The sequence below is a fragment of the Spirosoma sp. genome, assembly GCF_026391055.1.
Lineage (GTDB): Bacteria > Bacteroidota > Bacteroidia > Cytophagales > Spirosomataceae > Spirosoma.
Genome location: NZ_JAPLET010000019.1, coordinates 491509 through 517142, shown reverse-complemented (window position 1 = coordinate 517142; position 25634 = coordinate 491509). Strand labels below are relative to the sequence as shown.

Below are 25634 nucleotides of genomic sequence, written 5' to 3'. Positions count from 1 at the left end.
TTGGAAGAGCCCCATGGCTAAGGCAAGGCCCAGAAAGAAAAGGGCATTCTGACTGAGCGTTTTGGTCATGATAAGCGAATGGCTATGTTTGCCAAAGTACAAACCTCAGACTAAATACCGTTTTACAAAACGCCCCATTTAAGAAGCAGATATCTGAACGATCCTTCGTATAATCGGGAGCCAAAACATAAACGCTCTTACGTCTCAAGGAGGAGCCTTTAAAGAGAAAGCGATTTTTTTACATCTGTTCAATGATACAAGTTCACCATGCCGATTCAGTAGACCATATCAAGACACAAAGGGTTTAAACTTTCAACTAACTTGGTTACTAGTTTTGCGGTTGACAACAAAGCGGCAGCGGCCGACTACTGCTTAGGCCAACTGAAATCTATGCAATCGTATTCAACCCCCAAAGACATTATTCGCCTGGAGCGAATGAATAAGAGCTTTACTAAATATCACCTGGGCGATGGCCGGGTGCTGCATCATTTTACGGCGGCCAATGACGAGCTGTTTCATGATCACCCCTGGTCTTTTCGCACGACCATTTTATCGGGGGGCTATTTGGAGGTAGTAGCCGAGCCAACAGAGGATGGGACCTTGGTGCTGACCCGCCACAAGCGCCTACCGGGGACAACGCACCATGTGCCGGCGGGAACAATTCACAAGCTGAGTGGGCTCTTGAAAGGAGACTGCTGGACGCTGATTGAACCCGGCAGGCCAGAGCGTCAGTCGGGCTTCTATAAGGCAGACGAGGCAGGCGTCTGGCACCGGTACTGGAACCAGCGGAAATGGCGGTTACTGGTGGCTGCCCCCAAGCTGACTTAAATCGTTAACTCCTTAACCAGCGTTTGTTTGAGACTCGAAATTTCGCGTCGTGACGTTTTGTGTACCTTTTTTAAACTCACCCAGCATGGGTTTTTAAGGGTTACCTGGTACAGCTTTCGCATATTGGCCTTTTGCCCATTGAATGCTAGGCTTAATCCACTCAGGTAGTGCGTGAAATAGAAAACCATGCTTTTGATTTGTGTTTAGCTCAATCTCTTCAAACCGCGTTATGGGTAGTTTAGACGTTTTCTTTCGCTGAATAGCCGAAACCCCAAAGGAATCGGACCGCTCATAAATGGTCAGAATATTACCGCAAAAATTAATCATGGGCATGTTAGTAATATCTGATTCTCGAAAGCAGCCGATGAAAATAAAATTGAGAGCTGGGTTAGCTGCTAGTGTCGAAACGTATTGTGCGATATAACCTCCCTTTGAGGTGCCAATGATTGTGATATGATTGGGTTGAACCCCTTTCCTAAGTAGACTATCAATCTGCTGACTTACTTTATGGGCATACTGGTCGATATTTGTATTGGCTGGCCGCTTTTCAGAAATGACCTCGAAGCCCGCTTGTTGAAAAGCCGTAATAATCTCTCTGTATTCTGCTCGCCCATAGGTTGGCTCAAGGGCAGAGAGTTCGTGTTCCTCTAAGAAGCGATTATGTAAAAAAAAGACATACCGCTGGGCCATCAGGGAGGATGGCAAGCCTAAGAAAACTAGGCAAACGACAAGCTGTTTAAATGGAGAGGGCAAAATCGATGTTGTTTAAGGAGAGCCTGAAAGTACGTATTAAGAATGGCAATTAGAGGGACTCTACGATCCGAGCTATCGGTTGTCACTCTCCACGTATCACCGCTCATATATATAACTCCGTCCCTTTAACGGAGCCTTTTTTGAGATACTGAACTTTATTATCTATCCAACATTAAGCGTTGTATACTGCCCCGTAAGTAATTTGTAAATAGCCTATAGTTGCAAGTCGTCCAAAATAGGAATTGGGCTTACCAAGGAGTGATCGGAAACGTCAAAGCAAGGTAAGGTAGGCTAACTCGATTACGAAAGCGGGCATTGTCAGCCACTAAATCCCGATTCTTAAGAGTCATTTCCGTACTCAACCACTGATATCCTAATTTTAGGGCAACAGTAGACCCTAAATAAATTCGGGCGTACACTTCCGTCGTTAACATTCCTCTCTCGTGATCTCCCCAAAGCTTGACGTTCAATCGTGTAGGAGAGGCCTGCTGAAAAATAGCTGGGCCCTGGAAAGGGCTTTGTTGAGATTGCCCTAAGGAATCGGTTTGAATAAACAAACCGGTAGATGAAGAAACCTGACCGATTCGGGAGCGGCCTAAAAAAGTAAATCCAAGTAAATCAACACTAGCCCCTAACTGAAGCCTACCCAAGTTCCATTCAGCTCGAACACCCAAATTTAGGGAGGTCTGTGCCAGACGACTAAAACTCACCGTATCAATTGCGTCCACATGAGTCAGTCGAGCGGGTGCAGTATAATATGACAGATTCTGACCATAGAAGGCGCTTAACCGGGCTGTCCATCCAACCAAAACAGTATTACTTCTCGTCAGGCTCTTGAGTTCGTAATAAGTTAAGTTAGGATTGACAGTATTGCCCCCAACGCCTGCTCCGACATCAAACCCACCGCTCAGTCCTCCTCGAACCGCAAAGCCTTTCCGCTCAACGATTGTTTGGCATTTTACGGGTTCCCCCAAAAAAGTTAACAGTACAACTGAAAGAGGTAATATCCAGCGAGCACAAGCTAGTATCATCGACTCATTGTTTTGTTCAACTCAAAAGTAAAGCTTCTATTAGTTCTAATACTACATTGCTTAAGGTGACTTACAATCTAAAACTGGGAAAGTGCAAGATGGTACCCGTACCATGCGGGTAGTAGTTGACAGTTGTTGAAATAGGTCATCAAATTAGACAACCTATTAAAGAAGCAGATACATGATAGCTTTTACATCTCAGGTTGGAGGGATTGATGAGACGAATTTCTCGATCGTTTCTGTCGTCACGTCCCCTAATCAGCTCGTCTATCAATAATGCTTTCCAAACTGGCTTCTAAGTGGAAAGGCAAAACTACGGACGTGAAGGGCCAGGTTTGTAGGTCTCAAAATACATTGTTGGGGTAAATCTATATTGAATAACTTGAAAAGGCTCTTCGGGAGTCTCGCGTGTATACGTATAGCCTTCTTCGCGCGACATGGATATAGTTAATAAATGACTTCTTCCTTCCTGTACCCACGCGTCAACCCATTCAACAGCGACAATAATATTCTGATGAATAATCAGATCATAAGGCGTTAGATCGACACTAACCCATTTTTGGCCTTTGTGAGCGGTAAAGAATATGTTTTCCTTGAGTAGTTCGGTCTTTAAGTCGCCCGCAGGATTTGCCGGTTGAGCCAGAATATGTAGTCGGAAGCGTACACTATCAAAATCGCAAGCAGCCAAATGCACGTTAAACTTAGCCAGTTTTAGAGGCCATTTGTCGGTTTCAATAGCCGTCCCCCGTAAGCGCCCTTTTGAACTGGTATAATCCCCCCAGCCGGTGAAGTTAGCACTCGCCTTTTTATGGCCAATACTGATTAGCTCCCGCTTCCCTAGGGTAACCGCTTCCTGAAGTTGAAAGGCGCTGGAAACCAACTTAATTTGGTAAGCCGCATTATTAATATCTCGTTTGACAAGGGCTTTGGACTGATACCCTAAATAGCTAATCACAACGGTATCAGTAGGCATGGCTTTAGCTAGATTAATGCCGAAATGGCCGTTTATATCCGCGATGCCACCTACACTCTTTCCTCTTACCCCGATACTAGCATAAGGTAATGGAGCCCCACTCTGACTATCCGTTACATGACCCGTGAAGGTCTGAGCTAAGGTGAGCAACGGTAGAAACAGAAAAAAGCAGAATGAGCAAGTTTTACGTAATGGCCTAGCAATAGATGGACCCATATTTTGGATGTTATAATAATAGCTATTTATAACATAGTACTGTGTTTTGCAAGTAACTTTATATGATTGGTTGCTCGACCGGACGTATTATGGTAACCTGCTGTATTTTGTAGGGATAGCTGGCGACTGACCGCCTAAACTCAAGACTCTGTTTTAGTACACGAAACATCCTATTTTAGACACATATTATGATACCTCGTCGTCTCTGAAGAATGCATATCCAAGAATGATTACTTATCTCACATAGGAGGGTTTTGTGGGACGATTATCTTTCTAATAATTGTCAACTCCAGTTAGTATCATACGGGCGATAAAAACGGACATTGGCTGTCCGAATTCGTACAATTTTTTCATCTCAATACGCCTTCCTGACATCCCAGGCCGGTTTGTTACTCGTGGTTTGATAGTTGAGCCGTTTAGTTAGCGCATTTGTACGTGACCCAACAGAAGCAAAACGGCCGACAACCATGCTACAAAATTACCTCAAAATCGCTCTTCGAACCCTGACCCGTAACCGGAGCTACACCTTATTAAATATCATTGGCCTGAGTGTCGGCATAGCCGCCTCGCTGCTCCTGTTCATGGTGGTACGCTACGAACAGAGTTTCGATCAGTTCCACCCGGAAGCTGAACGTGTTTACCGCGTTGTGCGCAAGCAGGTGCTTCGCGATGGTACCCAAACCGAAGGTTCAGGTAGTCCCTTGCCGGTGGAGGCTGCCTTGAAAACCGACATTCCGCAGTTTACCGAAATCGTGCCGGTGTTTGGAACCCTTGACCCGCAGGTTACGGTATTGGGCACCAACGCCAAGGCACTCGATGCGCCCGTGAAGTACATTGAACGGTACGAGGGTCTACTGGTCGGACCGGCGTTTTTTCGGATGTTCCACTTCCCCTGGCTCATTGGCCAGCCCCAGGCACTGGCCGCGCCAAATGTGGTGGCCCTATCGGAACGCTTTGCCCGCAAGTATTTCAATGATCCCAAGCAGGCGGTCGGCAAGTTTCTTCGTATAAACAACATCGTTAACATGCGGGTAGTGGGCGTACTGGCCGACGCTCCTCCGAATACCAGCTTCCCGATGAATCTGGTTATTTCCTACGCCACCAAAAAAGCCGATAAAGCGCAGGCATTTGGCTTCGGCGCGTTCGATGACTGGGGCAACTCATCAAGCAACGATCATATTTTTGTAAAGCTACCGGCCAACTTCTCCGTCGGGTCCGCCAATCGGCTCCAGGAAACATTCTCGCGTAAACACTACGACGGACGGGGGGACAACGATAAAAAAACGCATTTCCTGAGTCCATTGGCTGATCTGCACCATGACGAACGGTTCGACACGTTTTCCTCCAACGTACCGACTGTATCCCGTCAGCGGCTACGGAATCTGACCACGGTGGGGGCGGTGCTGTTGCTGATGGCCTGTATCAATTTTGTCAACATTGCGTCGGCGCTGGCGGGAAAGCGGGCCAAAGAAGTGGGCGTTCGCAAGGTGTTGGGTAGTCTGCAGCGGCAGGTGGTGGGACAGTTTCTGACCGAGACATTCCTGCTGGTAGCCGTATCACTGGGGCTGGGCGTGGCCTTAACCTACACAACGTTGCCATTACTGACTGATCTGTTCCACGTGCCAACTGACGAATCGCTCTACTTCCGTCCTGACCTGGTGCCGGTATTGGGGGGGCTATTGGTGTTGTTGACCTTGCTGGCCGGGCTGTACCCGGCTGTCGTGCTGTCGTCGTTCAGCCCGCTTGATGTGTTCCGGCGACAGACAGGGCGGGGCTGGTTGCGGGGTATCACCCTCCGCAAAAGCCTTATTGTAGGTCAATTCACCGCAGCGCTGGTGCTTATTGTCAGCACCGTAATAAATCTACAGCAGATGGATTACCTGGATCAGATGAAGCTCGGATTCGCCAAAGACGGGGTGTTTACCTTTGTAATTGACCCTACCTACCGTACCCGGTATGCAACGCTCCGGCAGGAGTTGCTTGGGGTACCCGGGGTGCAGGCCGTCGCGTTCATGTCTGATCTTCCTTCATCGGCTAATAAGTGGCAGAGCAACTTTGCCTTTACTAACCTCTCGAAAGACGAAGATTTCACGGTATCCATGAAGATGGTTGACGGCGATTATTTCAAAACGTTCGGCATTCAGGTGCTTGTCGGGATGCCCTACGCGGTCACCGACACAACAACCAGATTTGTGGTCAACGAAACGCTGCTGAAGAAGCTGGGTATCAAAAATCCGGCTTCGGTAATTGGCCGCAACCTTCGGGCATTCGGTTTGGGACCTTCTCCGATTGTGGCCGTCGTGAACGACTTTCACACGAACTCCGCCAAAGAGGGGGGTATCCAGCCTTTGGTGATGGTGGCCAAAGACCAGTTTTATTACGGCGGGAGCGTCAAATTACAAACGAAGAACGTGGGCCAGACAGTCGATAAAGTAAAGGCAGTTTACGCCCGTGTGATGCCCGAAGCCGCGTTTTACGGCCGTTTTTATGAAGATAGCCTGAACAATTACTATAAAGCCGAGCAACAGATGGGCCTGCTCTACCGCCTATTCGCGGGCCTGACCGTTTTTATTGCCTGCCTTGGTCTATTTGGGCTGGCCACATTTACCGCTCAACAGCGCACGAAAGAGATTGGCATCCGCAAAGTATTGGGGGCCAGTGTATCAGGCGTTGTGGCGATGCTCTCCAAAGACTTCCTGAAACTGGTCCTAAACGCTATTATGGTTGCCAGCCCGGTGGCCTGGTATGTGATGAACCGCTGGTTGCAGGATTTCGCTTACCGCATCCAGATCGAGTGGTGGGTCTTTGCACTGGCTGGCCTACTGGCCAGCGGCATTACGCTGCTGACAGTCAGTTTTCAGAGCGTGAAAGCCGCCCTGATGAATCCGGTCAAGAGTTTACGAAGTGATTAATCAGATGCTAGTCGTTCTACTTTTTTTTACATTACCCGTAGAAGCAGCTCAATAAACGCCCGAATAGCGGACAGGTTAAGCCTCCTAGTCTCAGTTGGGAGCGTTTTATAAGATTACACCACATTAAATTAGATATACGCCTATCCAGCGTCTTGGAGGTATAATTCTGTGCCTGGTCAAGCGGTGGCCTAGTCTTGAACAAGGAGCGGGTCGGCACTCATCAGCCACATGTCAGCCATCACCCCAAACTTAATCTACTTCACCCCATTTTATTGCCAGAGGCCCATACCTTGCCGTGATTTGTCCTATAAATCGCAACCGTATGGCTTTCCCCCGCTTGACAATCTGGCAACAGTGGCTACTGCACGCCTGCCTACTCTGGCTGAGTATGAATCTAGCCGATGCCCTGACGTTCTGGTATGAAGTCTATACGCACGGCAGTTATTTGATCAATTCGGACGGCTCCCCCGTCAGCGTTTGGCAACGGTTTGCCAATCACAATGGGGTTCAACTGCTTTGGCTGGTGATCTTAGGGGGCACCTTACTGATTGAGCTAAATTATCATCGGCTATTTAGGGCTCGTTTGTTACCCACCTTCCTGCTGGTTTCCTTCGTGGCTTCAGCGGTGTTCGTCCGGTTGCTACTAGCGTTTAATCAGTGGCGATTCGAAGGCAGTACAGATCGCTTCTGGGAGCCTACCCTCACGGTCTTCGGCTACGGCATCGCGTATGCCTTAGTCCGTAGTTTTTTCAACCAACGGATCCAGCAGACGCAGCGCCAGGTGCAACAATCGCAAGCCGAGCTAGCCGCCCTGAAAGCCCAACTGAATCCCCATTTTTTCTTTAATACCCTGAACAGCCTCTACGGAACCGCGCTGCTCGAGCAGGCCACGAACACTGCCCAAAGTATCGAGCAGCTAGCCAATATCATGCGCTATACCCTCAGTGAAGCCCAGCGCGACTTTACCCCAGTGGCCAGTGAGCTGGGCTTCTTACAGGACTATATCCAGTTGCAGGGATTACGGTTGGCCCAGACCGACGCCACCCGCTTGCAGACACATTTGGTGTATGACCAGTTGCCCGCTCAAATCGCTCCGTTGCTGCTCATCACCTTCGTCGAAAATGCCTTTCTCTACGGGATCAGTACCGACCTGAATTACTTCATTGCCATTCAATTAACCATTGAAAAAGGACAGCTTGACTTGGTGGTGGAGAACCGACTATTTCCCCAGCGAACGGCCTATGGCCTGGGAACGGGGATCCATAATGCGCGGAAACGACTCGACCTGCTTTATGCCGGGAAATACAGCCTGACGGCTGAACCCCAGGCTGACCGCTTCCGGGTACACTTACAGATGAATCTTTACTAAATCGAATCGACTATGTTTTTCCGAATGATCTTGTTTTTCGCTTGGCTAGCTAGCCACTCCCTTCGCGCCCAACTGACCCTCTCCGGCCAGATTGAGGGAACCAAACCCGGTGCTTCTGTATCAGTCAATGTTCCCTACGACTGCTACTATTATCCGCAGAACTCAGTCCCGGTTTCGCTTGACGCGAAGGGTCATTTTTCAACTCGGCTCACCCTGAACAAAGCGCAGATTATCTTCTTAGACTATGCGGGGAAGCGTCTTTACCTCTACGCCCAGCCAGGCCGATCGGTTTCGCTGACGGCTCACGCGCAGAGCTGGCCTGGGACCGTGCGATTTAGCGGTGAACTCGGGGCTGAAAATGCGTTCCGTCAGCGATTGGGCCTGACGATGAATCAACTCGGAAAACCAACCTGGAATGATTCACTGTCCGATCCACAACTGATTCTTCGGGCTTTGCTAACCCAGCAGCAAGCCGGACTTTCCTTGTTGAAACAACAACCGAAGAAGGGGTCGCTAGCCTTTCAACAGATGACTCAAGCCGACATCACCTACTTTGCCGTCAGTAAACTCTGGGACTTGATTTGGCAAAATGGCGTGTGGACCAAAAAAAATAAGTCGGTGTATGACCGTAGCGCCTGGCAGCAAACCTTGATCACGGCCTACCAACGGGTCGATCTGTCGAATCCACTTGCCTTGAGCAGCTATGCCTATCAACAAATCATCACCTATTATCCCCGCTACCTGCAACATCAAGCCAGCACCAAAGACGAATTTGTTCCCATTGCCGAACGCGTTTTTGGCAAACCCTTTGCCCAAATCAATCAAGAGATGAAACAAAAAGGGGAGCGCTACTGGGTGTACAGCGCCCTCCAGTATGGGTTGCAAGGACGGGCTTTAGAACGGGCGCTGGCTTCGTTCTTAATTAATGGCATTGAGCAGGGTGACTTAGCCTACCAGCTCGAAGCCTACACCAATTTCAAACAGCGCTTCCCTCAAAGTCCTTACCTGCCCGATGTGCAGCAGTACATAAAGCCCTACCTGGCCAGTATTGACCCGGCCGCTAATCCGCAAGCCGATATTCAATTACTGGCTAATTCGGCGCGATTCGTAAACCTGGATTCATTGCTGGCCACCCATCGGGGACGCGTGGTGTACGTGGATATTTGGGGCAGTTGGTGTGGCCCCTGCCGACAAGAGTTTACCTACAACCGCGCCTTGAAAGAACGCTTCAAGAACAAGCCGGTTGACTTTGTCTATGTGGCCGTTGAACACGGGGCTCAACCCGAAAAGCGGTGGCGGGAGACGATTCATTTTTATGGGCTAACGGGCCAGCATGTGTTAGCGGGTTCCGACTTGGAAGCCTATCTTCGTAGTCTGTATCCCGAGCAGGATAATCTCCGCTTCCCCTCATATATCTTAGTGGATGCCTTGGGCCGAATCACGACTGTAGAAGCCAACCGGCCCTCCCAGAAAGAGGAGTTATATCACCAAATCGAATCGTTGTTGTGAAAACAGCCGCCGTCCATTCCCTCCGTTGTATCGCGGTCGATGATGAGCCGATTGGGCTGCGTATCATCGAATCTCATGCGGCCAAAGTGCCCTATTTAGCGTTAGTAGGTAGTTTCCTAAGCGCAACCGAAGCCTTGGCGTATATGCAGGGCCATCCCGTTGATCTTTTATTTGTCGACATTCAGATGCCGGACTTGTCGGGCCTGGAACTGGTCCGCTTATTGCCCGAGCCAGTGGTCGTCATATTTACCACGGCTCATGCGGGTTATGCATTAGAAGGTTTCGAGGTAGCAGCCCTAGATTATTTATTGAAGCCCATCAGTCTAAGCCGCTTTTTGCAAGCGAGCAGCCGGGCCTTAGAGAAAGTCACCGCCCAAAAGCGGGTCAATGAATCGGTTCAGGGTGTGGCTGCGGCTGAGTTGTTTGTCAAAACTGGGTACGACTGGAGCCGGGTTAATCTAGCCGATCTGCTGTACATTGAAGCCGATGACAATTATCTAACCTTTGTTGAGTTGAGTAAACAAACGTTGAGCCGCATGAGCCTATCGGAGGTGCTGGCCAAGCTACCGGTCGGCGAGTACCTCCGCATTCATAAGTCGTATGTGATTGCGCTGACTAAAGTCGATAAAGTGGAGCGGCATCAAGTGAGCCTGGGGGACAAGCGACTTCCGGTCTCGGCCAGCTACCGGGATGATCTACTGCGACGATTGGCAAAATAGGCCTTAACGAGTGGACGATATCGATAATACTACTGCTGTTCACTTTATGTTATTTTATGAGCCATTAAGGAAAATTATTAAGGGACGATCAAAAACCAATTCCAAATAGGCATATCAATGGTTTAACGTAAAAAGAACGCTCAAATCCAGATTTGAGTAGATTGTTACGCTATTGATAGGTTAGTTGAGACCAAAAAATTGATAAGCAAGACAATCTTCGTCCCGCTGTTATTCGTTTTCTGTGCTGCTTGTAGCACCACTCGGCCCTTTAAAATCAGTGATGGGAAGAAGATACCCAATAGCATTGCCGAAATCAGACGACTAAACATTAATGGCAGTAAACAATTCCTCACCATACGGGGAGTCGATCTAGCCAAGCCCAGCTTATTGTGGCTGCACGGAGGGCCGGGTGGGGTAGCCATGCCCTTGTATATGCACCACAGTGCAGCTTTAGAAGAGCAGTTTGTCGTCGTTTACTGGGATCAACGCGGATCGGGAAAGTCGTATTCCTCCCGTATACCACCTGCCAGTATGACACTGGATCAGTTCATCAGCGATACCCATGAATTGACTTCTTGGCTGAGAAAGCACCTTCATCAGGATAGAGTATTTCTGGTGGGGCACTCCTGGGGCGGTTTTCTGGGCTTACACGTCATTAGCAGATACCCTACCGATTACGCGGCTTTAGTGGCTGTTTCCCCCATCACTGACGGCCCACGCAGTGAACAGGTATCCTATGATTTCGCCCTTCATCAGGCCCAACAACGTCAAGACACCGCAGGCTTAGCCACGCTAACGCGAATCAGACCACCGGTTAAAGGGCTCTACCAAGGTGGATTTGACGCTACCCTGCAAGAACGAAACTTAGTGCAAAAATATGGTGGCTCTTATCACCAGGACCTTGGGGGAACCATTTATCGAATCCTGTGGCGGTCCAAGGAATACAACTTGTTTGATTACTTGAAAAACAAGAAGATATACCGTTTAAACTGGCCGATGAATCATGCCATTTGGCCCACGATTGATTTGAAACGTCAAATTCCAGCGGTCAACGTGCCGGTTTATTTTTGTTTAGGTCGTTATGATAATCATGTCCCGGCCACGGTGGTAGCTGACTATTGCGCATTCTTGCAAGCACCGATCAAAGAAGTAATTTGGTTCGAGGGTTCGGCACATCACCTTTGCTTTGAGGAACCACAAAAATTTCATGCCTTAGTGATGGAAAAGTTATTAGGGGTAAAACCACCAGACACGGTACAAGCTTCCGGTAAAAAGTAAGCTATTTGCCGGCTCACCAAACGCCCACTTTTTGAAGCAAATACATGGAAGTCCCTTCGTCTCAGGAGAGGGCGTTTTATTGGCCCTAGACTTTTCAATAGCTATCAAACTGCATCGCTTCAGCGGTGCGACGGTCAACCGGCCATCCGCCCCAGTCGGCATGGTACATTTTCGGTTAGCATGTATCCAGACAAGCCGTCCTGATAAAGCATCAGATTAATGAAGCGCACATCGTCTTATGTAAGCAGAATACCAGGAGCCTGTATCATCGGTTCACTAGTCCGGTCACTTTTTACTTTCGGCTAAATCTGCGATGGCTTTGTCAACTCGTTTCTGACGAGTTTCAGCCGATTTAGCGCCTTCAATCAAGCTTACATACTTCTTTTTACCACTGGGGGATAGCGAGTCAAAAAAGGCTTGGGCACTTTGATTAGCAGCCAGGGCCTGCTGAAAGTCAAGGGGGACAGCCATCACCCGGGGCTCAGCATCTAAACGCACAATCACCTGGATTGGATCGCCCCCCTTTACGCCGGCACTCTGGCGAACAGCGCTACTGACCGGAATCATATAAACCCCATTCATCACCCCTACGGTAGATGGGTAAGTGAAGAGATTGATGGTTACCAGCACAGGGGGTTTCTTCCCCGCCCCCAACTGCTGGATAACCTCATCGGGTAGGCGAATACCCGTATTGTTGCCCGTCTGAAGAAGAATGGTGTCAAAGGCTATACTTTTTTCCATGGTATGGTGTAGGGAAAAGGTCTAAGTGAGAGTTGATTGCCTACTGAGACAAACATAAGCATATCAGCAGAATAGCAGTGGGGGCATAAACGACATTGATAAAGGGGTTTGCGACAATTTTTGCTTTTCTCGCGCTTCTTCACACCGTAGTAATCTTCGTCTCAAAAGGGAGCGTTGTTGTAAGACACTGACTTTTTAAAAGCTGTCAAACTTAGTTAGTAGCATACGGTTAAGATAGATCCATTGTCATTAGTCATCGTCATAGAAAAATGATAATAAACTCAACTCGGCAGGTCCGCTGGTGTCTCGCCCTGATAAAAGCTGACGACTAACCTGGTTAACTTATTCCGGGCGGAGAAACAGTCGAAATCGTTCATGAAAACCTTCGACTAAAATCAGGACAAAATACGTTCGTGCTGCTCCCGATGCTTGCTGGGTGAAGTGCCGAGTTTTTGCTGAAACAACCGATTGAGCGTGCTGATGTTTTCGAAACCCGTTCGCAACGCAATCTGCCCAATCCCATAATCCGTTGATAGGAGTAACTGGCACACGTTCGTGAGCCGTACTTTGTTGAGGTAATCGACAAACGTCAGGCCCATGTGCTGTTTGAACCAGCGACAAAACGCATTGGGTGAGAAATGACAGATGCCCGCCATCTCCTGAACCGGAATAGGGCGGCTATAATGTGTATTTATGTGGTCAATAGCCGTCTGAATACGCGTGTTCGCATCGGAAAGAACAGCATGACGTTGATAAGGCTGGGTCAAAACAGATGTCCGGTCCGGGATGGCCAGGATCGAGTCGAGAAGGTCCAGTAGGGTGAGGAGGCCTTTCAGACCCGTTGTCGACACAATATTCCGGACTTTTTCAATACTATCTACTGCCAAATTCTGGAAGGCAATACCCCGCTCGGCTTCCAGAAACAGACTCTTCAACGGGGCGCACTCGACAAATGAATCGAATAGTGTACCTGAAAACTGAATACATAAGGCTTCCACCTGAGCCGGGGTTTCGGATTCATAGGAGACAAAGGTGTGGGGCAGGTTTTTCCCGATCAGGAACAGATCCCCTTCATTGTAGAGGGACACGTCGTCGCCAATGAACCGCATCCCCCGGCCCTTGGTGAACAACACCAATTCGAGTTCGGGATGATAATGCCAATGCGACCGAAAGGCGGGCTGATGCAGTCGGAATGCCTTGAAGGAAGCATCGGGCAGATTGCTTATGCCAAGCTCTAGCTTTGGTTTCATTGCTTATACTACCTAAAAAAAAGTCCAATTTATAATATAATGGTAGAATACGAATAAAAGCTGAATAATTCAGTAAACAGGGTGTCTCCTTTTTCTACAGAATTTTGTCGGGACATAGAACCTGTTCGGTTCGCTGGTGAAATCACTCGTTCGTTACCATCTATGAACCCATTAGACACCCCCTACCTACTCAGCCCGGAGCAGATTGCCTTTTATCAGAAAAACCGATTTATCAAGCTCAAACAAGTGTTCGACGCCGAAACGCTTGCCTATTATACGGAGCACATTACCCAACAGGTAGACAGTCAGACGAAGCTGGCAGCCAAACTGGAAGAGCGGGATACGTATGGAAAAGCCTTTTTGCAACTATTCAATCTATGGCGGGAAAGCGATACCATCAAACCGTTTGTATTCAGCAAACGTGTGGCCCAGCTGGCCGCTGAACTGATGCAGGTCGATGGCGTGCGCCTGTACCACGATCAGGCGTTGTTTAAAGAAGGGGGTGGCGGCATCACGCCCTGGCACGCGGATCAGTATTACTGGCCACTCAGCTCCGACAAAACCATTACGGCCTGGATTCCCCTTCAGGAAACACCGCTGCCGCTTGGGCCGCTGGAGTTCAGTGCTGGCAGCCACCGGATCGTGGATGGGCGCGAGCTGAAAATAAGCGACGACAGTGAGCAACGCATCGCCGAAAAATTGCGGGTCACGGATTTTGAACACGTGATCGAACCCTTCGAGTTGGGCGAGGTCAGTTTTCATTCCGGTTGGGTATTCCACCGGGCGGGAGCTAACACGACCGATCAAACGCGCAAAGTGATGACCATCATCTACATGGATAAAAACATACGCCTGCAGCAACCTGCCAATAAAAACCAGGAAAATGACTGGCATACCTGGTGTCCGGGAGCTACCGTAGGCGAAGTGATCGATACCGAATTGAACCCTGTTCTTTACTCCCTCTAAGCCATGAAAATCAACGTCTGGTTGCTCGTTCTTTTTGCCCTGCCCATTCTGTCCTATAGTCAAAGAACAATCCCAAAAGCCCGGCAAGGCGAAGTCATTTACCACGTTTCGCAGCGGAGTTTCTACGATAGCAACGGCGATTTACAGGGCGATTTAAACGGGCTGCGTCAAAAATTGGACTATTTACAAGACCTCGGCATAACGTCTATTCTGTTGTTGCCGTTGTATGAGGCCGACTGCTACCACAACTATTTCGCCAATAATTTCGAAAAAATAGATGCCGAGTTCGGAACAATGGCCGACTATATCGCGCTGGTAAAGGCCGTTCACCAACGCGGGATGAAGATCTATCTAGACATGGAAACCCAGTATGTAACTTCCAAACATATCTGGTGGAAAGATGCCGTCGGGAACCTTAAATCGCCCTACAGCGACTATATTTTGTTTGACGATGCCGACCACAACGTACCAGCTACGATGGTGTTCAACCTGCGGGAGTTACGCAGCTATGATGGTACGGTTATCCCCATCACAACGGTCAATTTGAAGAGCCGGAAGGTGCTGGATTACAACATTGGCCTGTTCTCGTATTTCCTCGACCCCAATAAAGACGGGGAATTTGATGATGGAGCCGACGGCTTTCGGCTGGATCACACCATGGACAACCTCGACGAAAAACCGGCCCTGACCAACCTGTTTGAGGTGTTCTGGAAACCGTTGCTTACCCGATTGAAACAGGTAAATCCGGCCATAACCATTGTGGCCGAGCAGGCCAACTGGAAAGAATATGGCTTCGATTATTTTGAAAAAGCCGGGGTTGACCGCATGTTCGGGTTTGGTTTGCAGGAGGCTATTTTGTCATTCAATAAACAGCTGTTAATTAATAAAGCCGACACCATTTTAGGGATGCGCCCACCCGGAAAAGACCAGCTTATCTTCCTGGAAAACCATGATTTAGACCGATTTGCATCGCTGGAAATGAACCCTCAAAAACAACGGGTGGCGGCTGCGATACAGGTACTGATCGGCGGTATTCCGTCTATTTATTACGGACAGGAGTTGGGAATGAAAGGAAAAATCAAGGCCTTTGGTACGACCGATGGCAACGATATTCCCCGTCGGGAAGCGTTTGAGTGGTACCAGTCCGGCGACGGCAAAGGCATGGCCCTCTGGTATAAAAATACGGGTGAATGGTGGACCCAAACCAACATTAAAGCCAACGATTCGATCTCTCTGGAAGAGCAGAAACGAGATCCCGCTTCGCTGTTCAACTACTACAAAAAACTGATTGCCATCAAGCACAGTTACCCGGCATTTGCCAACGGACGTTACGAAAACACCCCAAACGATAATCCAAACGTGTATAGTTTCCGTCGAATTTCCGGTCAGGAAACGGCGCTGGTGATGGTAAATTTATCGGATCAGGTTCAAAAAGCGACGGTTTCAAGCAGCGTTAAATTTTCCCGACGGCTGCTTGGTGACCCTAAACAGTACGGGCAAACCATCGAATTAAAGCCCTATGAAATAGGCGTTTGGCTCACAAAATAAGCAAATGCCTACATCCCGACTTAACTACCATTATGAACCGTAACATACTCCTTACCCTGCTTTTGTTAAGCCTGAAAACATGGGCACAAAACCAGCCCCTACCCGAAAAATACCAACCCCTGTTACTCGGCGAAATAAAACCGACTGGCTGGATCAAAACCCAGATGCGGCAGGATTTGCAGGGTTTTAGCGGTAACCTCGACCGGCTGGTGCCCGACCTGATTCTAAAAGATGACATCTACGGCAAAAACCGTCTGACCAAAGCCATAAAGTCGAAAGATGTCGGCGCGTTGGGTCTCGGAGAGAACGACGTGCAGATTTTGTGGTGGAACAGCGAAACCCAGTCCAACTGGCGCGACGGCTTTGTCAGGCAGGCATTCTTATCGGGCGATCTGGCTAATCAGCGAAAAGCAAAAGCGTACATCAGCCATATATTGGCCACCCAGGATGCTGATGGGTATTTGGGGGTCTATGCGCCCGATCTGCGGTATAAACTGACGGGTGAAAACGGTGAACTCTGGGCAAAAGCCAGCTTATTCCGGGTGTTGCTCAGTTATTACGAACTCACCAAAGACGCTAAAACCTGGCAGGCACTGCTGAGTGCGGTCGATAACGTAATGGTCAATTACCCCATCAATCGGTCGTCGCCGTTCAAGGCTGAAAAACCGTTTGCCGGTCTGAGTCACGGGTTAGTTTTTACGGACGTGCTGGACCGGTTACACCAGCTTACCGGCAACCGGAAGTACGTTGACTATGCGTTGTTTCTGTACCGGGATTATTCGAAAAATACCGTTTCCGAAACGGATGTTCAATTGCCCAACATCCTGAACGACAGCTATCTGATGCACGGGCATGGCGTGCATAGTTACGAACATCTTCGCCCGCTGATCGTCGCATATTGGGCATCGGGTGCGGACACGCTCAAAGAGGCCCTGGATCGGTATACCCATCGAATCAATCAGCTGATTACCCCCTCGGGTGGCCCCATTGGCGACGAGTGGATCACCCGGCAAACCGCCGACGCCACCCAAACCGGCTACGAGTATTGCTCTATCCACGAGCTACTCCACAGCCATGCCGTACTCCTTCAAAAAAGTGGTGAGCCGAGCCTGGCCGATGCAATTGAGCGGTCATTTTTCAATGCCGCGCAGGGCGCACGACACCCCACCAAAAGTAGTATTGCATACCTCAAAACCGATAACTCCTTTGCCATGACGGGCACCAAAAACGACGGAGGAGATCCGAAACAAACCCGGTATAAATATTCACCCGCCCATCAGGATGCCGCCGTTTGCTGTGTACCAAACGCAGGGCGAATTGCATCGTATTATGTACAGTCGATGTGGGTGAAAGATGCTGATGGACTGGTGGCTAACTTACTCGGCCCCTGCCAGGTCAGCACCCGGCTTGGCACTAATCGGGTGCGGATCGACGAAACAACCGAATACCCCTATCAAAACAATTTTGTCTTCACGATTAATGCCGAAAAACCATTTCTGTTAAAAATCCGCAAACCCGCTTGGGTTGAGCAACTAACCAGTAGCCAGGCCTATGAGACCGAAGGAGCTTATATTAAAATGATGGTAAAAGGGGGGCAGACCGTTGTAAAGCTGGCGTTTCAAACGTCCGTAAAGCAACATTCATTTGCGCAGCATGAGACATTTTTCAGCTACGGGCCACTGGTTTACGCACTGCCCTTTGCCGCTCAGGAAGCGGTGGCTAAGTCGTTTCCCGTAGCGGGCTTTTTCGATTTGACCTATCGCCCTGTGCAAGCCCAAACGTTTCGCTTTAGTCCGGGGCAAAAAGTTGATTATCAGCCATCCGGCATTTTGATTGAGGCCATCAACACAAAAACCCAGGCTGTCGAGCAAATTCGGTTGGTACCCATGGCCAAAACCATATTACGACAGGTAACTTTTTAACGAGAACCTAATCGGGGAATGGTTGGCATCGGGTGAGATGTTCACTGTGGCTCGGAATGTCTTCGGCGGTATGAGTAGTAGCCAGGGCAGTGTCGACTTCTGGCTTTTGAGAACTATCCAATTCTCACCAGACAATTCCCCCGATTAAAAAAAATACGGACTACTATGAAAGTTGAAGCAGCCATTGCCAGCGGTTCCGGAAGTTTTACGATTGATTTTATTGAGGTTCGCGAGCCGCAGGGCGACGAGGTGCTGGTCGACATCAAAGCCGCCGGTATCTGCCACACCGATTACGACTCCCTCTCCTGGGGTAAACCCATCGTGATGGGGCACGAAGGCGCGGGAATCGTGCGCAGCGTTGGTCCATTGGTCAGAAAAGTACAGCCGGGGGACTCGGTTATTCTGAACTGGGCCATTCCCTGTGGCTATTGCTTCCAATGCCTGGAAGGCAATCAGCATATCTGCGAAATAAACTCACCCGTCACGTCGGGCAATAAGGCCAGCGGTGGACATGCCGCCCTGGAACGAACGACCTACCAAGGCCAGCCCATCGAACGCTCGTTTAGCCTGGGTACCATGTCGGGCGCTACGGTCGTGCGCGAAGCTGCCGTGGTGAAAACCCACGTACCTATCCCCTTTTCTTCGGCCGCTATTGTGGGTTGTGGTGTTATGACGGGGGTAGGCTCGGTGATCAATGCTGCCCAGGTGAAACCGGGCCGGTCGGTCGTGGTTGTGGGTACAGGGGGCGTTGGGCTTAATGTCATTCAGGGTGCCCGTATTGCCGGGGCTGGCATGATCATCGCCGTCGACGTAAACCCCAATCGCCTGGAAATGGCCACTCGCTACGGGGCCACGCATACCGTGTTGGCCGACCGGGCCGACAAGGGATTAGCGCAAGCCGTCAGCCAGGTAAAACAATTGACCGGTGGACGGGGCGCCGACTATGCCTTTGAGTGCACAGCCATCCCTGAACTCGGGGCCGTTCCGTTGGCGATGGTTCGCAACGCCGGACTGGCCTGTCAGGTGAGCGGTATCGAACAGGAGATAACCATCGACATGAACCTCTTCGAGTGGGATAAAATTTACATCAATCCGCTGTATGGAAAATGCCGTCCCGAGGTTGATATCCCCATTTTGCTGAATCTATACCAGAAAGGCGACCTGATTCTGGATGATCTGGTAACCCGTACGTATTCCCTGCATCAACTGGACCAGGCCTTCGATGATATGTTGAACGGTCGCAATGCTAAAGGGGTACTGGTATTCTGATGTCGACCTCCTTTCGAACTATTGAACTCTCGGACCCGGCGTATGAACGGGACGGGCTACGGTCCATTACGGTCAAAACGCCGAATCTGTCGGGCCGGGGCGACATAACCGTCTGGATTCCGGGCGCTGAACTGCGGGGAACCGAGCCGCTCCCCCTCGTCATTCTGTTACACGGCGTTTACGGCAGTCACTGGGCCTGGACGCTGAAAGGGGGCGCTCACCGGACTGCCGAAAGACTTCTGCGGGAAGGGCAGATTCGCCCTATGATCCTGGCTATGCCCTCGGATGGGCTCTGGGGAGACGGAAGTGGTTATTTGCCCCACAACGGGTATAAGTTTGATCAGTGGATCGTCGACGATGTGCCCAACGCCGTGCTGGAAGCTCTCCCTGCTGATCGGTCCATATACTTGTTGGAACGCCCGTTTATAACTGGCTTATCCATGGGGGGCTTCGGCGCGTTGCGGTTGGCCGCAAAATACCCCGAGCGATTTCGGGCCGCTCACGGCTTATCGTCAATTACACATATCAACCAGCTCCCGCTTTTTGTCGAAGAACCCCTCAGTGCCTATTGTCAATTGGATGCTTCCGATGCGTCGGTTCTGAATTTAATGATTCAAAACCGAGCACAACTACCCCCGATTCAGTTTGACTGTGGGACGGATGATTTGCTGATCGAACCAAACAGAGCCCTGCATCGTGCGCTGACTGAGCAACAGATACCTCACAAGTATCAGGAACATTCGGGCGGTCACGAATGGCCTTATTGGCAGCAACACGTGGTCGATGCCTTGCTTTTTTTTAACTCGATACTGGCCTGAAATTAATCCTATAACTCTTACAGTCAACCTGTTTGGTTATAGTAAGCCAAACCTAAGTGCGCACTTATGAACAATTAACCTGAACGGATTTATTGCCGATATTAAAGCTATTCTATGATGGTCGCTACCAGTATACTTATCAGCAAAAAAAACTCTAAATGATTTAGACAACCAACTATCTTGGATAAATGAAAGGTCTGTTAGACAGGAAAGCGGTCACTTTTCGATATGGATAATCACCCGCACCACCTCCTGCGAAATGGACAATGATTGTATGCGTAGCGGGATCGACATAAAGTCGTTGGCCAAGCATTCCCTCAGTCGCAAAATCCCCGGTTGGTTTTTGTTGAGGAAGCCACCAATATTACTGATGACGAGTCTGTGTCCACCCTTTTGGTGGCGAATTATTCGTTTGATCAAGGTGAGTTAACTGACTTAACCAATTTGCTGATACTACGGGTGTTTTGCCGCCATGTTCAGCCAGCAAAAAAAGACGACCGATCCTGGCTAAATCAAGGGGCGTCGTTTGAAAGCTGCTAGCGGTATTGGCCAGTCCTCCGGCATGGTCAACTCCCCAACTGGCAGGGTAAGCCGCTCCCATGGGTTGCCAGAGTTTAGTTTGCGTGTAGAGGGCTAACCGCTGATGGGTTGCCGCTTCAAGAAGCCAACCCAGTAAAAGGGGGTCAATATTCTTATACTGCCATTGCGTTCCGGGCCTGAACGATACTTTACTCGTCAGTAATTGACGTTTGCTATTGTCCGTGTAGTAGTACAGGGCTTCATCCGAAAATAAATCAGACAGCATACCTCCGCCTTTCCGCTTGAAGGCCAGTCCTGAATTCATGGTAAGCAGATGACGAACAGTAATACTCCGGAAGGCGGTATTCTTTTTTAATTCAGGCAGGTAGTCCGTAATTCGGTCGTCCAGCGACCGTGTATGCTATGGATAGAAGTTAACAGATATCAAAAACACCATTTCATTAAACGCCCCATTTAGGGCGCAGATCAAGAATACTTCGTTGTTTCTGAAGGTTGCTTATTCAAGAATGGTTACTCGTCTCAATTTGGAGCGTTTTTACGAGACACTAACATTATTTAGTAGCATACAGATAAACAAATAAAAGGCAGTATATCATGGGCCACGTGCTGTGTTGACACCTAATCGGGTAAGTCAGACAGATGTTGAGGCTCTAACTCGTCGACTTGATTCGTAGTCTGCCGATACCGCTGAGTGGCCGCGTAAACCTGCATCCGAGCCCGCATAACCGAGCCTAGGGGCTGATGCTCCACGAGGGCATGGGCCGGGTTGAACGACAGCCGCTCATCGAACTCAGCTCGCTTCGTTTCCGAATAGGCCCGTTGCCGAGGTAAAACCAGACGCCCTACAGTTCGGTAGGGACTTTGCGTTTCGGGCCATTCGACGGAAGTATCCTCAACAGGCATACTCACCAAATCAGTACAGAGTTGAACCCTAATGTCAAATTGCGCTTCGTGGTCGGCAAAATAAGCATTCATCACATGACGTAAGGTTTCGTCCTCCATTACCTCTAGGGCTGGTTCGCCAATGAGGTCCACCATCTCCGCCGTGGGAAATGCCGCCAGTTTAGCAATGTAAGTACCGTATCGAACGGCCGCTTGACTGTAGTAACTATCACTCAGGGGGTGGCGGGGTGGTCGGCCGAAGAACTTTAGATTAGGACTTTCCAGCCCCACGCTCTCCAGAACGGCCTCAAGACCGCGGGCAATTTGGGAACCGGCCACAATGACTTTTTCGGGTATAGTAGGCGACTTGGCGGCTGGAAACTGGAAGAACTTGAGAAAGGCCCGGGCATCCGCTGCATTAAATGCCTTATCAACCGCTAACACCCAGTCTTGCGTAGTCTGCTCCTGGCTTTGGGTCAGATGTTCCCCAACTACTCCCAGTACCTTGATCGACATCCCCCGCTGACCGGACGCTTTGTCCGAAATAGGCACTGGCGGGCCGGGTGAAAACCGAACCACGACTTCGTACTGACGCCCAACTTCAGCAAACATACCTTGCCTAAGTTCAGAGGGCAGATCATCGAGCACCGTCAATTGGCCTTTCAGTAGCCCAACCGCCTTGGCATGCGTACCATGCATCGCTCGGCCATACTTAGCGGTTGCGGCCTGAGCCATCTCAATGACCACCTGCTCAATGTGAGCCAGAATCGCTGTTTCATCCGCAATTGGCTGTTCGACCTGCGGGCTATAATTAACAAATGACATGCTAAAGAACAAATTAAGAATGTATACACGCTGTTAAGCCAAGTGAGAACCCCTACCCTATCCTGACAGAGAGCGTTTCAGCAGCAGACAGATGGCTACCCTAATGACGGTGAAGCCTGACAGTGTAGCCGACGCAGCGGGTGTAGCGACGAAAAATCAGTTTACGTGAATAACGGACAGTTCGAGGACTGATTATGGCTAATTTTTGTCATCGAATACATTCATTTTTCACGTTAGTTAACACTTGCTTTGGCTTAGTTAATCAGCCTCCAGTTCCTGGTGATAGTCCCGGGCAAACTGGGCAAATGTGCGGGGGGGCTGACCGGTCAGGCGCTTTACTTCTTCGGTCGTATCAATATCATATCCGCCCGCTACGAGGGCATACTGCTCGATTAGCCCGTTAATGTACCAATCTGACAAGCTGGCTGATTTTAGCTGTTCACGCATATCCTCTACCGCCAACTGAATCGCCCTGACCGGGTGACCCAGGACTTCTGTTAAGCACGTGGCAATATCTCCTAAGCTGAGTGAGTCTGGACCCGTTAAAAAATAAACCGCTCCCTGGTGCCCCGGCTGGGTCAGCAACTGCCTGGCAACGGCGGCAATATCCCGGGAGTCGATATAACTAAGCTGGCCATCACCGGTCATGTGCGGTAAGATTCCCCGGGCAATCGGGTGGGCCAGTTCCAAAAAGTTTTGCATGAACGCCACCGGGCGAATAATGGTCCAGTCAATAGGCTTGCTGCGCAGGTAATGATCGGCCTCCGCATGCGCTTTAGCCCAGGGCACTTTAGTGGTTAAATTAGCGTCAGCTGCCGAAACTCTGACAATTCGCTGAATGCCGGTTTCTACCGCCAGATCAATGGTCAATCGTTCCCATTGCGCTTGTTGGGGCACTGGGGGCGTCAGTAGAAATAGCTGCTGGCAGCCCTGCATAGCTTTCCGAAGCTGATCCGGTTGGCCAAAGTCGCCCTGAACAGCCTCCAGGCCGATTTGGGTAAATTGCGTGAATTGTTCCTGGTGGCGGCACATCGCTCTGGCAGGGATATGTGATTGGGCCAAAAGTCGGCAAAGCTCCTTACCGACTTGACCGGTGGCGCCGGTAACAAGTACCATGTTTCAGTTGATTTACGGGTAAAAGTAGACCACAAAGGTCTCTCCATAAGCCCTGCCAAAAAAGGGAGAAAAGGCGGGACTTTTAGCCGAAAACACGGAAATTAGGTTACGGGCCAAGTCGATACCTCATGGGCGATATACCGGTATTATTTTTGAAAAACTTGCCAAACGTAGACTGGTCGGCAAAATGAAGTTGATTGGCAATCTGGGCAATGCTTACTACTGAAATCTGGAGTAGGACCTTGGCTTCCATAATGACCCGACTGGCGATCCACTCACCGGCCGTTTTACCCGTTACCTGTTTTACCGTTTCGGATAAATGTTTCGGAGTGATCGAAAGCGTTGTGGCATAAAACGCTACGCTTCGCTGGGTAAGAAAGTGTTGATTAATTAATTTCTTAAAGGCGGCCGTTATCGTTTGATTTCGGGTTTGTAGCGAATGAGCCAGATGAGCCTGATGATGGTAGAGAGCAGCCAGATCATATAAGACGATATGGATCGCATTCCTGAGAATTTCCTGCCGAAACGGGTGCGGGGTATCGTATTTGTGCTTGATGAACCGAAGCAATATTTCAAGCTGCTCGGCGGACTGTTTGGCTGGTCGAAACACGTGAACGGCATCGAGCTCAAAAAAAGGAAAGCGATCGATGTTGATCGTACTGTTCCTGGAAATAAAGTCCAGGGTAAAAAAGATCGATAGCACGCTGAACTCGTTGGACCGATGTACAAACTGACGAATAACCTGGGGAGGCAGGATGACTAAAGAGCCGGGCTCAACGGTGTAGGTTTCTAAATTGGCTTTGAGTTCGGCTTTGCCGCTTATACAGATACCGACTCCATAATAATTTAGTCGAAATGGCACATTGACGGCTGATTTAGGCTGCTCTACTTTGGTATCTAACAGGAAGACGTCCGTTTCATCATCCAGTTGATTTGACAGGTTGCTTAATGGGTACGTTGGAATTGGTTTAGGCATGAATAATAACAGATTGATCAATGAATACGGGCCTAGCCGAAGCCGACATCCTGAAAGTACGCAATTTGGTCTGGTTTATTCACTATCTGTGCTGTGAGCCGCCCAATGTCAGTAGCTTCACCGGGAAGGGCCCATCGTCCTGAGTAGGCGTGTTGACAGAGATAAAGGCAGCGTCGCCCAACAACATGTACGGCCAATCACGTAAACCGATCAACCCTATGGTCATTAACTTTGCGGGTCTGGTAAAACGAACAACTCCTTGACCTCAACTGCCCACATACCCCGGTATAGCCTTAGCCCTGAAGCTCACAAGGGTATACTGATCGCCAATCTGAACCAACATGGTCATTATACGAGACATGATGTAGGAATCCCACATCGGGATGATCACTTTACCCTGCTGCTACTTACATCGGGTTCTTTTAAGGCAAGGATCGACTTCGAACCGGTTACCATCAACCACCCCGCCATCCTCGTTGTCAGACCCGAGCAGGTCCATCAGGTTGAGGCCATCGCCGACGCAACGGGTTGGCTGCTCAATATTGACCCCAATCTTTTACCCGCTGAACTAATTGATCTTTTGTATACCTATGCCACCGGGGTCATCCCGGTTGACCAGGATGCGCCCACCATGCATCAACTAGCTGGGGTACTGCAGGCAATAGACTCACTAGTAACCGTCAATAGGGATGTTTTTGGCCAGCGGGCACTCGTCAGTTTTGCTCATGCCCTGTTCAATCTGGTACTTTCGGTAGCCAGTTCGCAACACCGCCTGACTGAAAAAATTGATCGAAGCAGCCTCATTTACCAGCAATTCAGGCTATTGCTGGAGGCCCACTACATCGAATGGAAAAACCCGCATCACTATGCCAATCATCTTTCGCTGTCGCCGGTCTATTTCAATGATACGATTCGCAAGCGCTCGGGCCAGTCGGTATCCACTCATATTCAGGGGCGCAGTGTGCTGGAAGCCAAACGACTTTTAGTTTACACCGAGCATACGGTCAGTGAGATCAGTCACCAGCTTGGATACGAAGATCCCATCTACTTTGGCAAACTCTTTAAAAAACATACGCAACTGTCTCCCCTTCAATTCAGGATCAAATACCGTGAATAGGACCATGAATCCTGTGTTCTGTTCTGTTTGCCGTGAAGGCTGAGTTTTACCTTTGTCCTATCCTAACATGTAGCAA

At 49.5% G+C, this 25634-nt stretch carries 22 protein-coding genes; 13 read left to right on the top strand and 9 right to left on the bottom strand.

The genetic code is table 11. The features are described from left to right. Window positions 1-390 precede the first annotated feature (390 nt). The gene (locus NT073_RS12890; RefSeq protein WP_297373801.1) at window positions 391-828 is read left to right on the top strand and encodes a hypothetical protein; all 438 of its coding nucleotides are present in this window, start codon (window positions 391-393) and stop codon (window positions 826-828) included. Between the two features lie 93 nt (window positions 829-921). Here NT073_RS12890 and NT073_RS12885 read toward each other — a convergent pair whose 3' ends face one another. The 3 genes from NT073_RS12885 to NT073_RS12875 form a co-directional block, all read right to left on the bottom strand. Beyond that, window positions 922-1581: an alpha/beta hydrolase gene (locus tag NT073_RS12885; protein ID WP_297373798.1), complete on the bottom strand. Its 660-nt coding sequence runs from the start codon at window positions 1579-1581 to the stop codon at window positions 922-924. A 248-nt stretch (window positions 1582-1829) separates the two neighbouring features. After that, the gene (locus tag NT073_RS12880) at window positions 1830-2612 is read right to left on the bottom strand and encodes a hypothetical protein (RefSeq protein WP_297373795.1); all 783 of its coding nucleotides are present in this window, start codon (window positions 2610-2612) and stop codon (window positions 1830-1832) included. Between the two features lie 313 nt (window positions 2613-2925). Then, window positions 2926-3801: a carboxypeptidase-like regulatory domain-containing protein gene (locus NT073_RS12875; protein WP_297373792.1), complete on the bottom strand. Its 876-nt coding sequence runs from the start codon at window positions 3799-3801 to the stop codon at window positions 2926-2928. Between the two features lie 467 nt (window positions 3802-4268). Here NT073_RS12875 and NT073_RS12870 point away from each other — a divergent pair, with 467 nt between their 5' ends. From NT073_RS12870 to NT073_RS12850, 5 genes are all read left to right on the top strand, one after another. Beyond that, window positions 4269-6713, top strand: coding sequence for an ABC transporter permease (locus tag NT073_RS12870; RefSeq protein WP_297373789.1), 2445 nt, complete (start codon window positions 4269-4271; stop codon window positions 6711-6713). A gap of 322 nt (window positions 6714-7035) precedes the next feature. Further along, the gene (locus tag NT073_RS12865; RefSeq protein ID WP_297373787.1) at window positions 7036-8082 is read left to right on the top strand and encodes a sensor histidine kinase; all 1047 of its coding nucleotides are present in this window, start codon (window positions 7036-7038) and stop codon (window positions 8080-8082) included. 12 nt (window positions 8083-8094) lie between these two features. After that, the gene (locus NT073_RS12860; protein ID WP_297373784.1) at window positions 8095-9591 is read left to right on the top strand and encodes a redoxin family protein; all 1497 of its coding nucleotides are present in this window, start codon (window positions 8095-8097) and stop codon (window positions 9589-9591) included. Beyond that, window positions 9588-10310 carry a LytTR family DNA-binding domain-containing protein gene (locus NT073_RS12855; protein ID WP_297373780.1) on the top strand — a complete coding sequence of 241 codons (723 nt, stop codon included), beginning with the start codon at window positions 9588-9590 and terminating at the stop codon, window positions 10308-10310. The genes NT073_RS12860 and NT073_RS12855 overlap by 4 nt, the downstream gene beginning before the upstream one ends. A 198-nt stretch (window positions 10311-10508) precedes the next feature. After that, window positions 10509-11588 carry an alpha/beta hydrolase gene (locus NT073_RS12850; RefSeq protein ID WP_366107245.1) on the top strand — a complete coding sequence of 360 codons (1080 nt, stop codon included), beginning with the start codon at window positions 10509-10511 and terminating at the stop codon, window positions 11586-11588. 285 nt (window positions 11589-11873) lie between these two features. Here the strand turns inward: NT073_RS12850 and NT073_RS12845 are convergent, their stop codons facing one another. Both NT073_RS12845 and NT073_RS12840 read right to left on the bottom strand, forming a co-directional pair. After that, window positions 11874-12329, bottom strand: a complete 456-nt coding sequence (locus NT073_RS12845) for a YdeI/OmpD-associated family protein (protein WP_297373777.1) — start codon at window positions 12327-12329, stop codon at window positions 11874-11876. Between the two features lie 395 nt (window positions 12330-12724). Beyond that, the gene (locus tag NT073_RS12840; RefSeq protein WP_297373775.1) at window positions 12725-13579 is read right to left on the bottom strand and encodes an AraC family transcriptional regulator; all 855 of its coding nucleotides are present in this window, start codon (window positions 13577-13579) and stop codon (window positions 12725-12727) included. Window positions 13580-13741: 162 nt separating this feature from the next. Here NT073_RS12840 and NT073_RS12835 point away from each other — a divergent pair, with 162 nt between their 5' ends. From NT073_RS12835 to NT073_RS12815, 5 genes are all read left to right on the top strand, one after another. Beyond that, window positions 13742-14545 (top strand): phytanoyl-CoA dioxygenase family protein, encoded by an 804-nt coding sequence (locus NT073_RS12835; RefSeq protein WP_297373772.1) that lies wholly within the window; start codon window positions 13742-13744, stop codon window positions 14543-14545. A gap of 3 nt (window positions 14546-14548) precedes the next feature. Further along, on the top strand, window positions 14549-16093 hold the full coding sequence (locus NT073_RS12830; RefSeq protein ID WP_297373769.1) for an alpha-amylase family glycosyl hydrolase: 1545 nt from the start codon (window positions 14549-14551) through the stop codon (window positions 16091-16093). Between the two features lie 32 nt (window positions 16094-16125). Then, complete coding sequence (locus NT073_RS12825; RefSeq protein ID WP_297373766.1) at window positions 16126-18015, top strand: beta-L-arabinofuranosidase domain-containing protein; 1890 nt, start codon at window positions 16126-16128, stop codon at window positions 18013-18015. A gap of 165 nt (window positions 18016-18180) precedes the next feature. After that, on the top strand, window positions 18181-19284 hold the full coding sequence (locus tag NT073_RS12820; protein ID WP_297373764.1) for an alcohol dehydrogenase catalytic domain-containing protein: 1104 nt from the start codon (window positions 18181-18183) through the stop codon (window positions 19282-19284). Beyond that, window positions 19284-20102 carry an alpha/beta hydrolase-fold protein gene (locus NT073_RS12815; RefSeq protein WP_297373763.1) on the top strand — a complete coding sequence of 273 codons (819 nt, stop codon included), beginning with the start codon at window positions 19284-19286 and terminating at the stop codon, window positions 20100-20102. Before NT073_RS12820 ends, NT073_RS12815 begins: the two co-directional genes overlap by 1 nt. A 364-nt stretch (window positions 20103-20466) precedes the next feature. On the opposite strand, the gene NT073_RS12810 is transcribed toward NT073_RS12815, so the two are convergent. From NT073_RS12810 to NT073_RS12795, 4 genes are all read right to left on the bottom strand, one after another. Beyond that, window positions 20467-21030 carry a serine hydrolase gene (locus NT073_RS12810; protein ID WP_297373824.1) on the bottom strand — a complete coding sequence of 188 codons (564 nt, stop codon included), beginning with the start codon at window positions 21028-21030 and terminating at the stop codon, window positions 20467-20469. A gap of 230 nt (window positions 21031-21260) precedes the next feature. Next, the gene (locus tag NT073_RS12805; RefSeq protein WP_297373761.1) at window positions 21261-22349 is read right to left on the bottom strand and encodes a catalase family protein; all 1089 of its coding nucleotides are present in this window, start codon (window positions 22347-22349) and stop codon (window positions 21261-21263) included. A gap of 258 nt (window positions 22350-22607) precedes the next feature. After that, the gene (locus NT073_RS12800) at window positions 22608-23465 is read right to left on the bottom strand and encodes an SDR family oxidoreductase (protein ID WP_297373759.1); all 858 of its coding nucleotides are present in this window, start codon (window positions 23463-23465) and stop codon (window positions 22608-22610) included. Between the two features lie 106 nt (window positions 23466-23571). Next, window positions 23572-24441, bottom strand: coding sequence for a helix-turn-helix transcriptional regulator (locus NT073_RS12795; RefSeq protein ID WP_297373758.1), 870 nt, complete (start codon window positions 24439-24441; stop codon window positions 23572-23574). A gap of 20 nt (window positions 24442-24461) precedes the next feature. Here NT073_RS12795 and NT073_RS12790 point away from each other — a divergent pair, with 20 nt between their 5' ends. Together NT073_RS12790 and NT073_RS12785 are read left to right on the top strand one after the other, a co-directional pair. Further along, window positions 24462-24584: a hypothetical protein gene (locus tag NT073_RS12790; protein WP_297373755.1), complete on the top strand. Its 123-nt coding sequence runs from the start codon at window positions 24462-24464 to the stop codon at window positions 24582-24584. A gap of 116 nt (window positions 24585-24700) precedes the next feature. Further along, a complete protein-coding gene (locus NT073_RS12785) occupies window positions 24701-25558 on the top strand; it encodes a helix-turn-helix transcriptional regulator (RefSeq protein ID WP_297373752.1) in 858 nt (285 codons plus the stop codon). Window positions 25559-25634: the final 76 nt, after the last annotated feature.

Bases quoted from the DNA above. Each gene is read 5' to 3' on its own strand.
- NT073_RS12890 (WP_297373801.1), top strand. From the start codon at position 391: ATGCAATCGTATTCAACCCCCAAAGACATTATTCGCCTGGAGCGAATG.
- NT073_RS12880 (WP_297373795.1), bottom strand. From the start codon at position 2,612: ATGATACTAGCTTGTGCTCGCTGGATATTACCTCTTTCAGTTGTACTG.
- NT073_RS12875 (WP_297373792.1), bottom strand. From the start codon at position 3,801: ATGGGTCCATCTATTGCTAGGCCATTACGTAAAACTTGCTCATTCTGC.
- NT073_RS12870 (WP_297373789.1), top strand. From the start codon at position 4,269: ATGCTACAAAATTACCTCAAAATCGCTCTTCGAACCCTGACCCGTAAC.
- NT073_RS12865 (WP_297373787.1), top strand. From the start codon at position 7,036: ATGGCTTTCCCCCGCTTGACAATCTGGCAACAGTGGCTACTGCACGCC.
- NT073_RS12860 (WP_297373784.1), top strand. From the start codon at position 8,095: ATGTTTTTCCGAATGATCTTGTTTTTCGCTTGGCTAGCTAGCCACTCC.
- NT073_RS12845 (WP_297373777.1), bottom strand. From the start codon at position 12,329: ATGGAAAAAAGTATAGCCTTTGACACCATTCTTCTTCAGACGGGCAAC.
- NT073_RS12840 (WP_297373775.1), bottom strand. From the start codon at position 13,579: ATGAAACCAAAGCTAGAGCTTGGCATAAGCAATCTGCCCGATGCTTCC.
- NT073_RS12835 (WP_297373772.1), top strand. From the start codon at position 13,742: ATGAACCCATTAGACACCCCCTACCTACTCAGCCCGGAGCAGATTGCC.
- NT073_RS12830 (WP_297373769.1), top strand. From the start codon at position 14,549: ATGAAAATCAACGTCTGGTTGCTCGTTCTTTTTGCCCTGCCCATTCTG.
- NT073_RS12825 (WP_297373766.1), top strand. From the start codon at position 16,126: ATGAACCGTAACATACTCCTTACCCTGCTTTTGTTAAGCCTGAAAACA.
- NT073_RS12820 (WP_297373764.1), top strand. From the start codon at position 18,181: ATGAAAGTTGAAGCAGCCATTGCCAGCGGTTCCGGAAGTTTTACGATT.
- NT073_RS12815 (WP_297373763.1), top strand. From the start codon at position 19,284: ATGTCGACCTCCTTTCGAACTATTGAACTCTCGGACCCGGCGTATGAA.
- NT073_RS12805 (WP_297373761.1), bottom strand. From the start codon at position 22,349: ATGTCATTTGTTAATTATAGCCCGCAGGTCGAACAGCCAATTGCGGAT.
- NT073_RS12800 (WP_297373759.1), bottom strand. From the start codon at position 23,465: ATGGTACTTGTTACCGGCGCCACCGGTCAAGTCGGTAAGGAGCTTTGC.
- NT073_RS12795 (WP_297373758.1), bottom strand. From the start codon at position 24,441: ATGCCTAAACCAATTCCAACGTACCCATTAAGCAACCTGTCAAATCAA.
- NT073_RS12790 (WP_297373755.1), top strand. From the start codon at position 24,462: ATGAATACGGGCCTAGCCGAAGCCGACATCCTGAAAGTACGCAATTTG.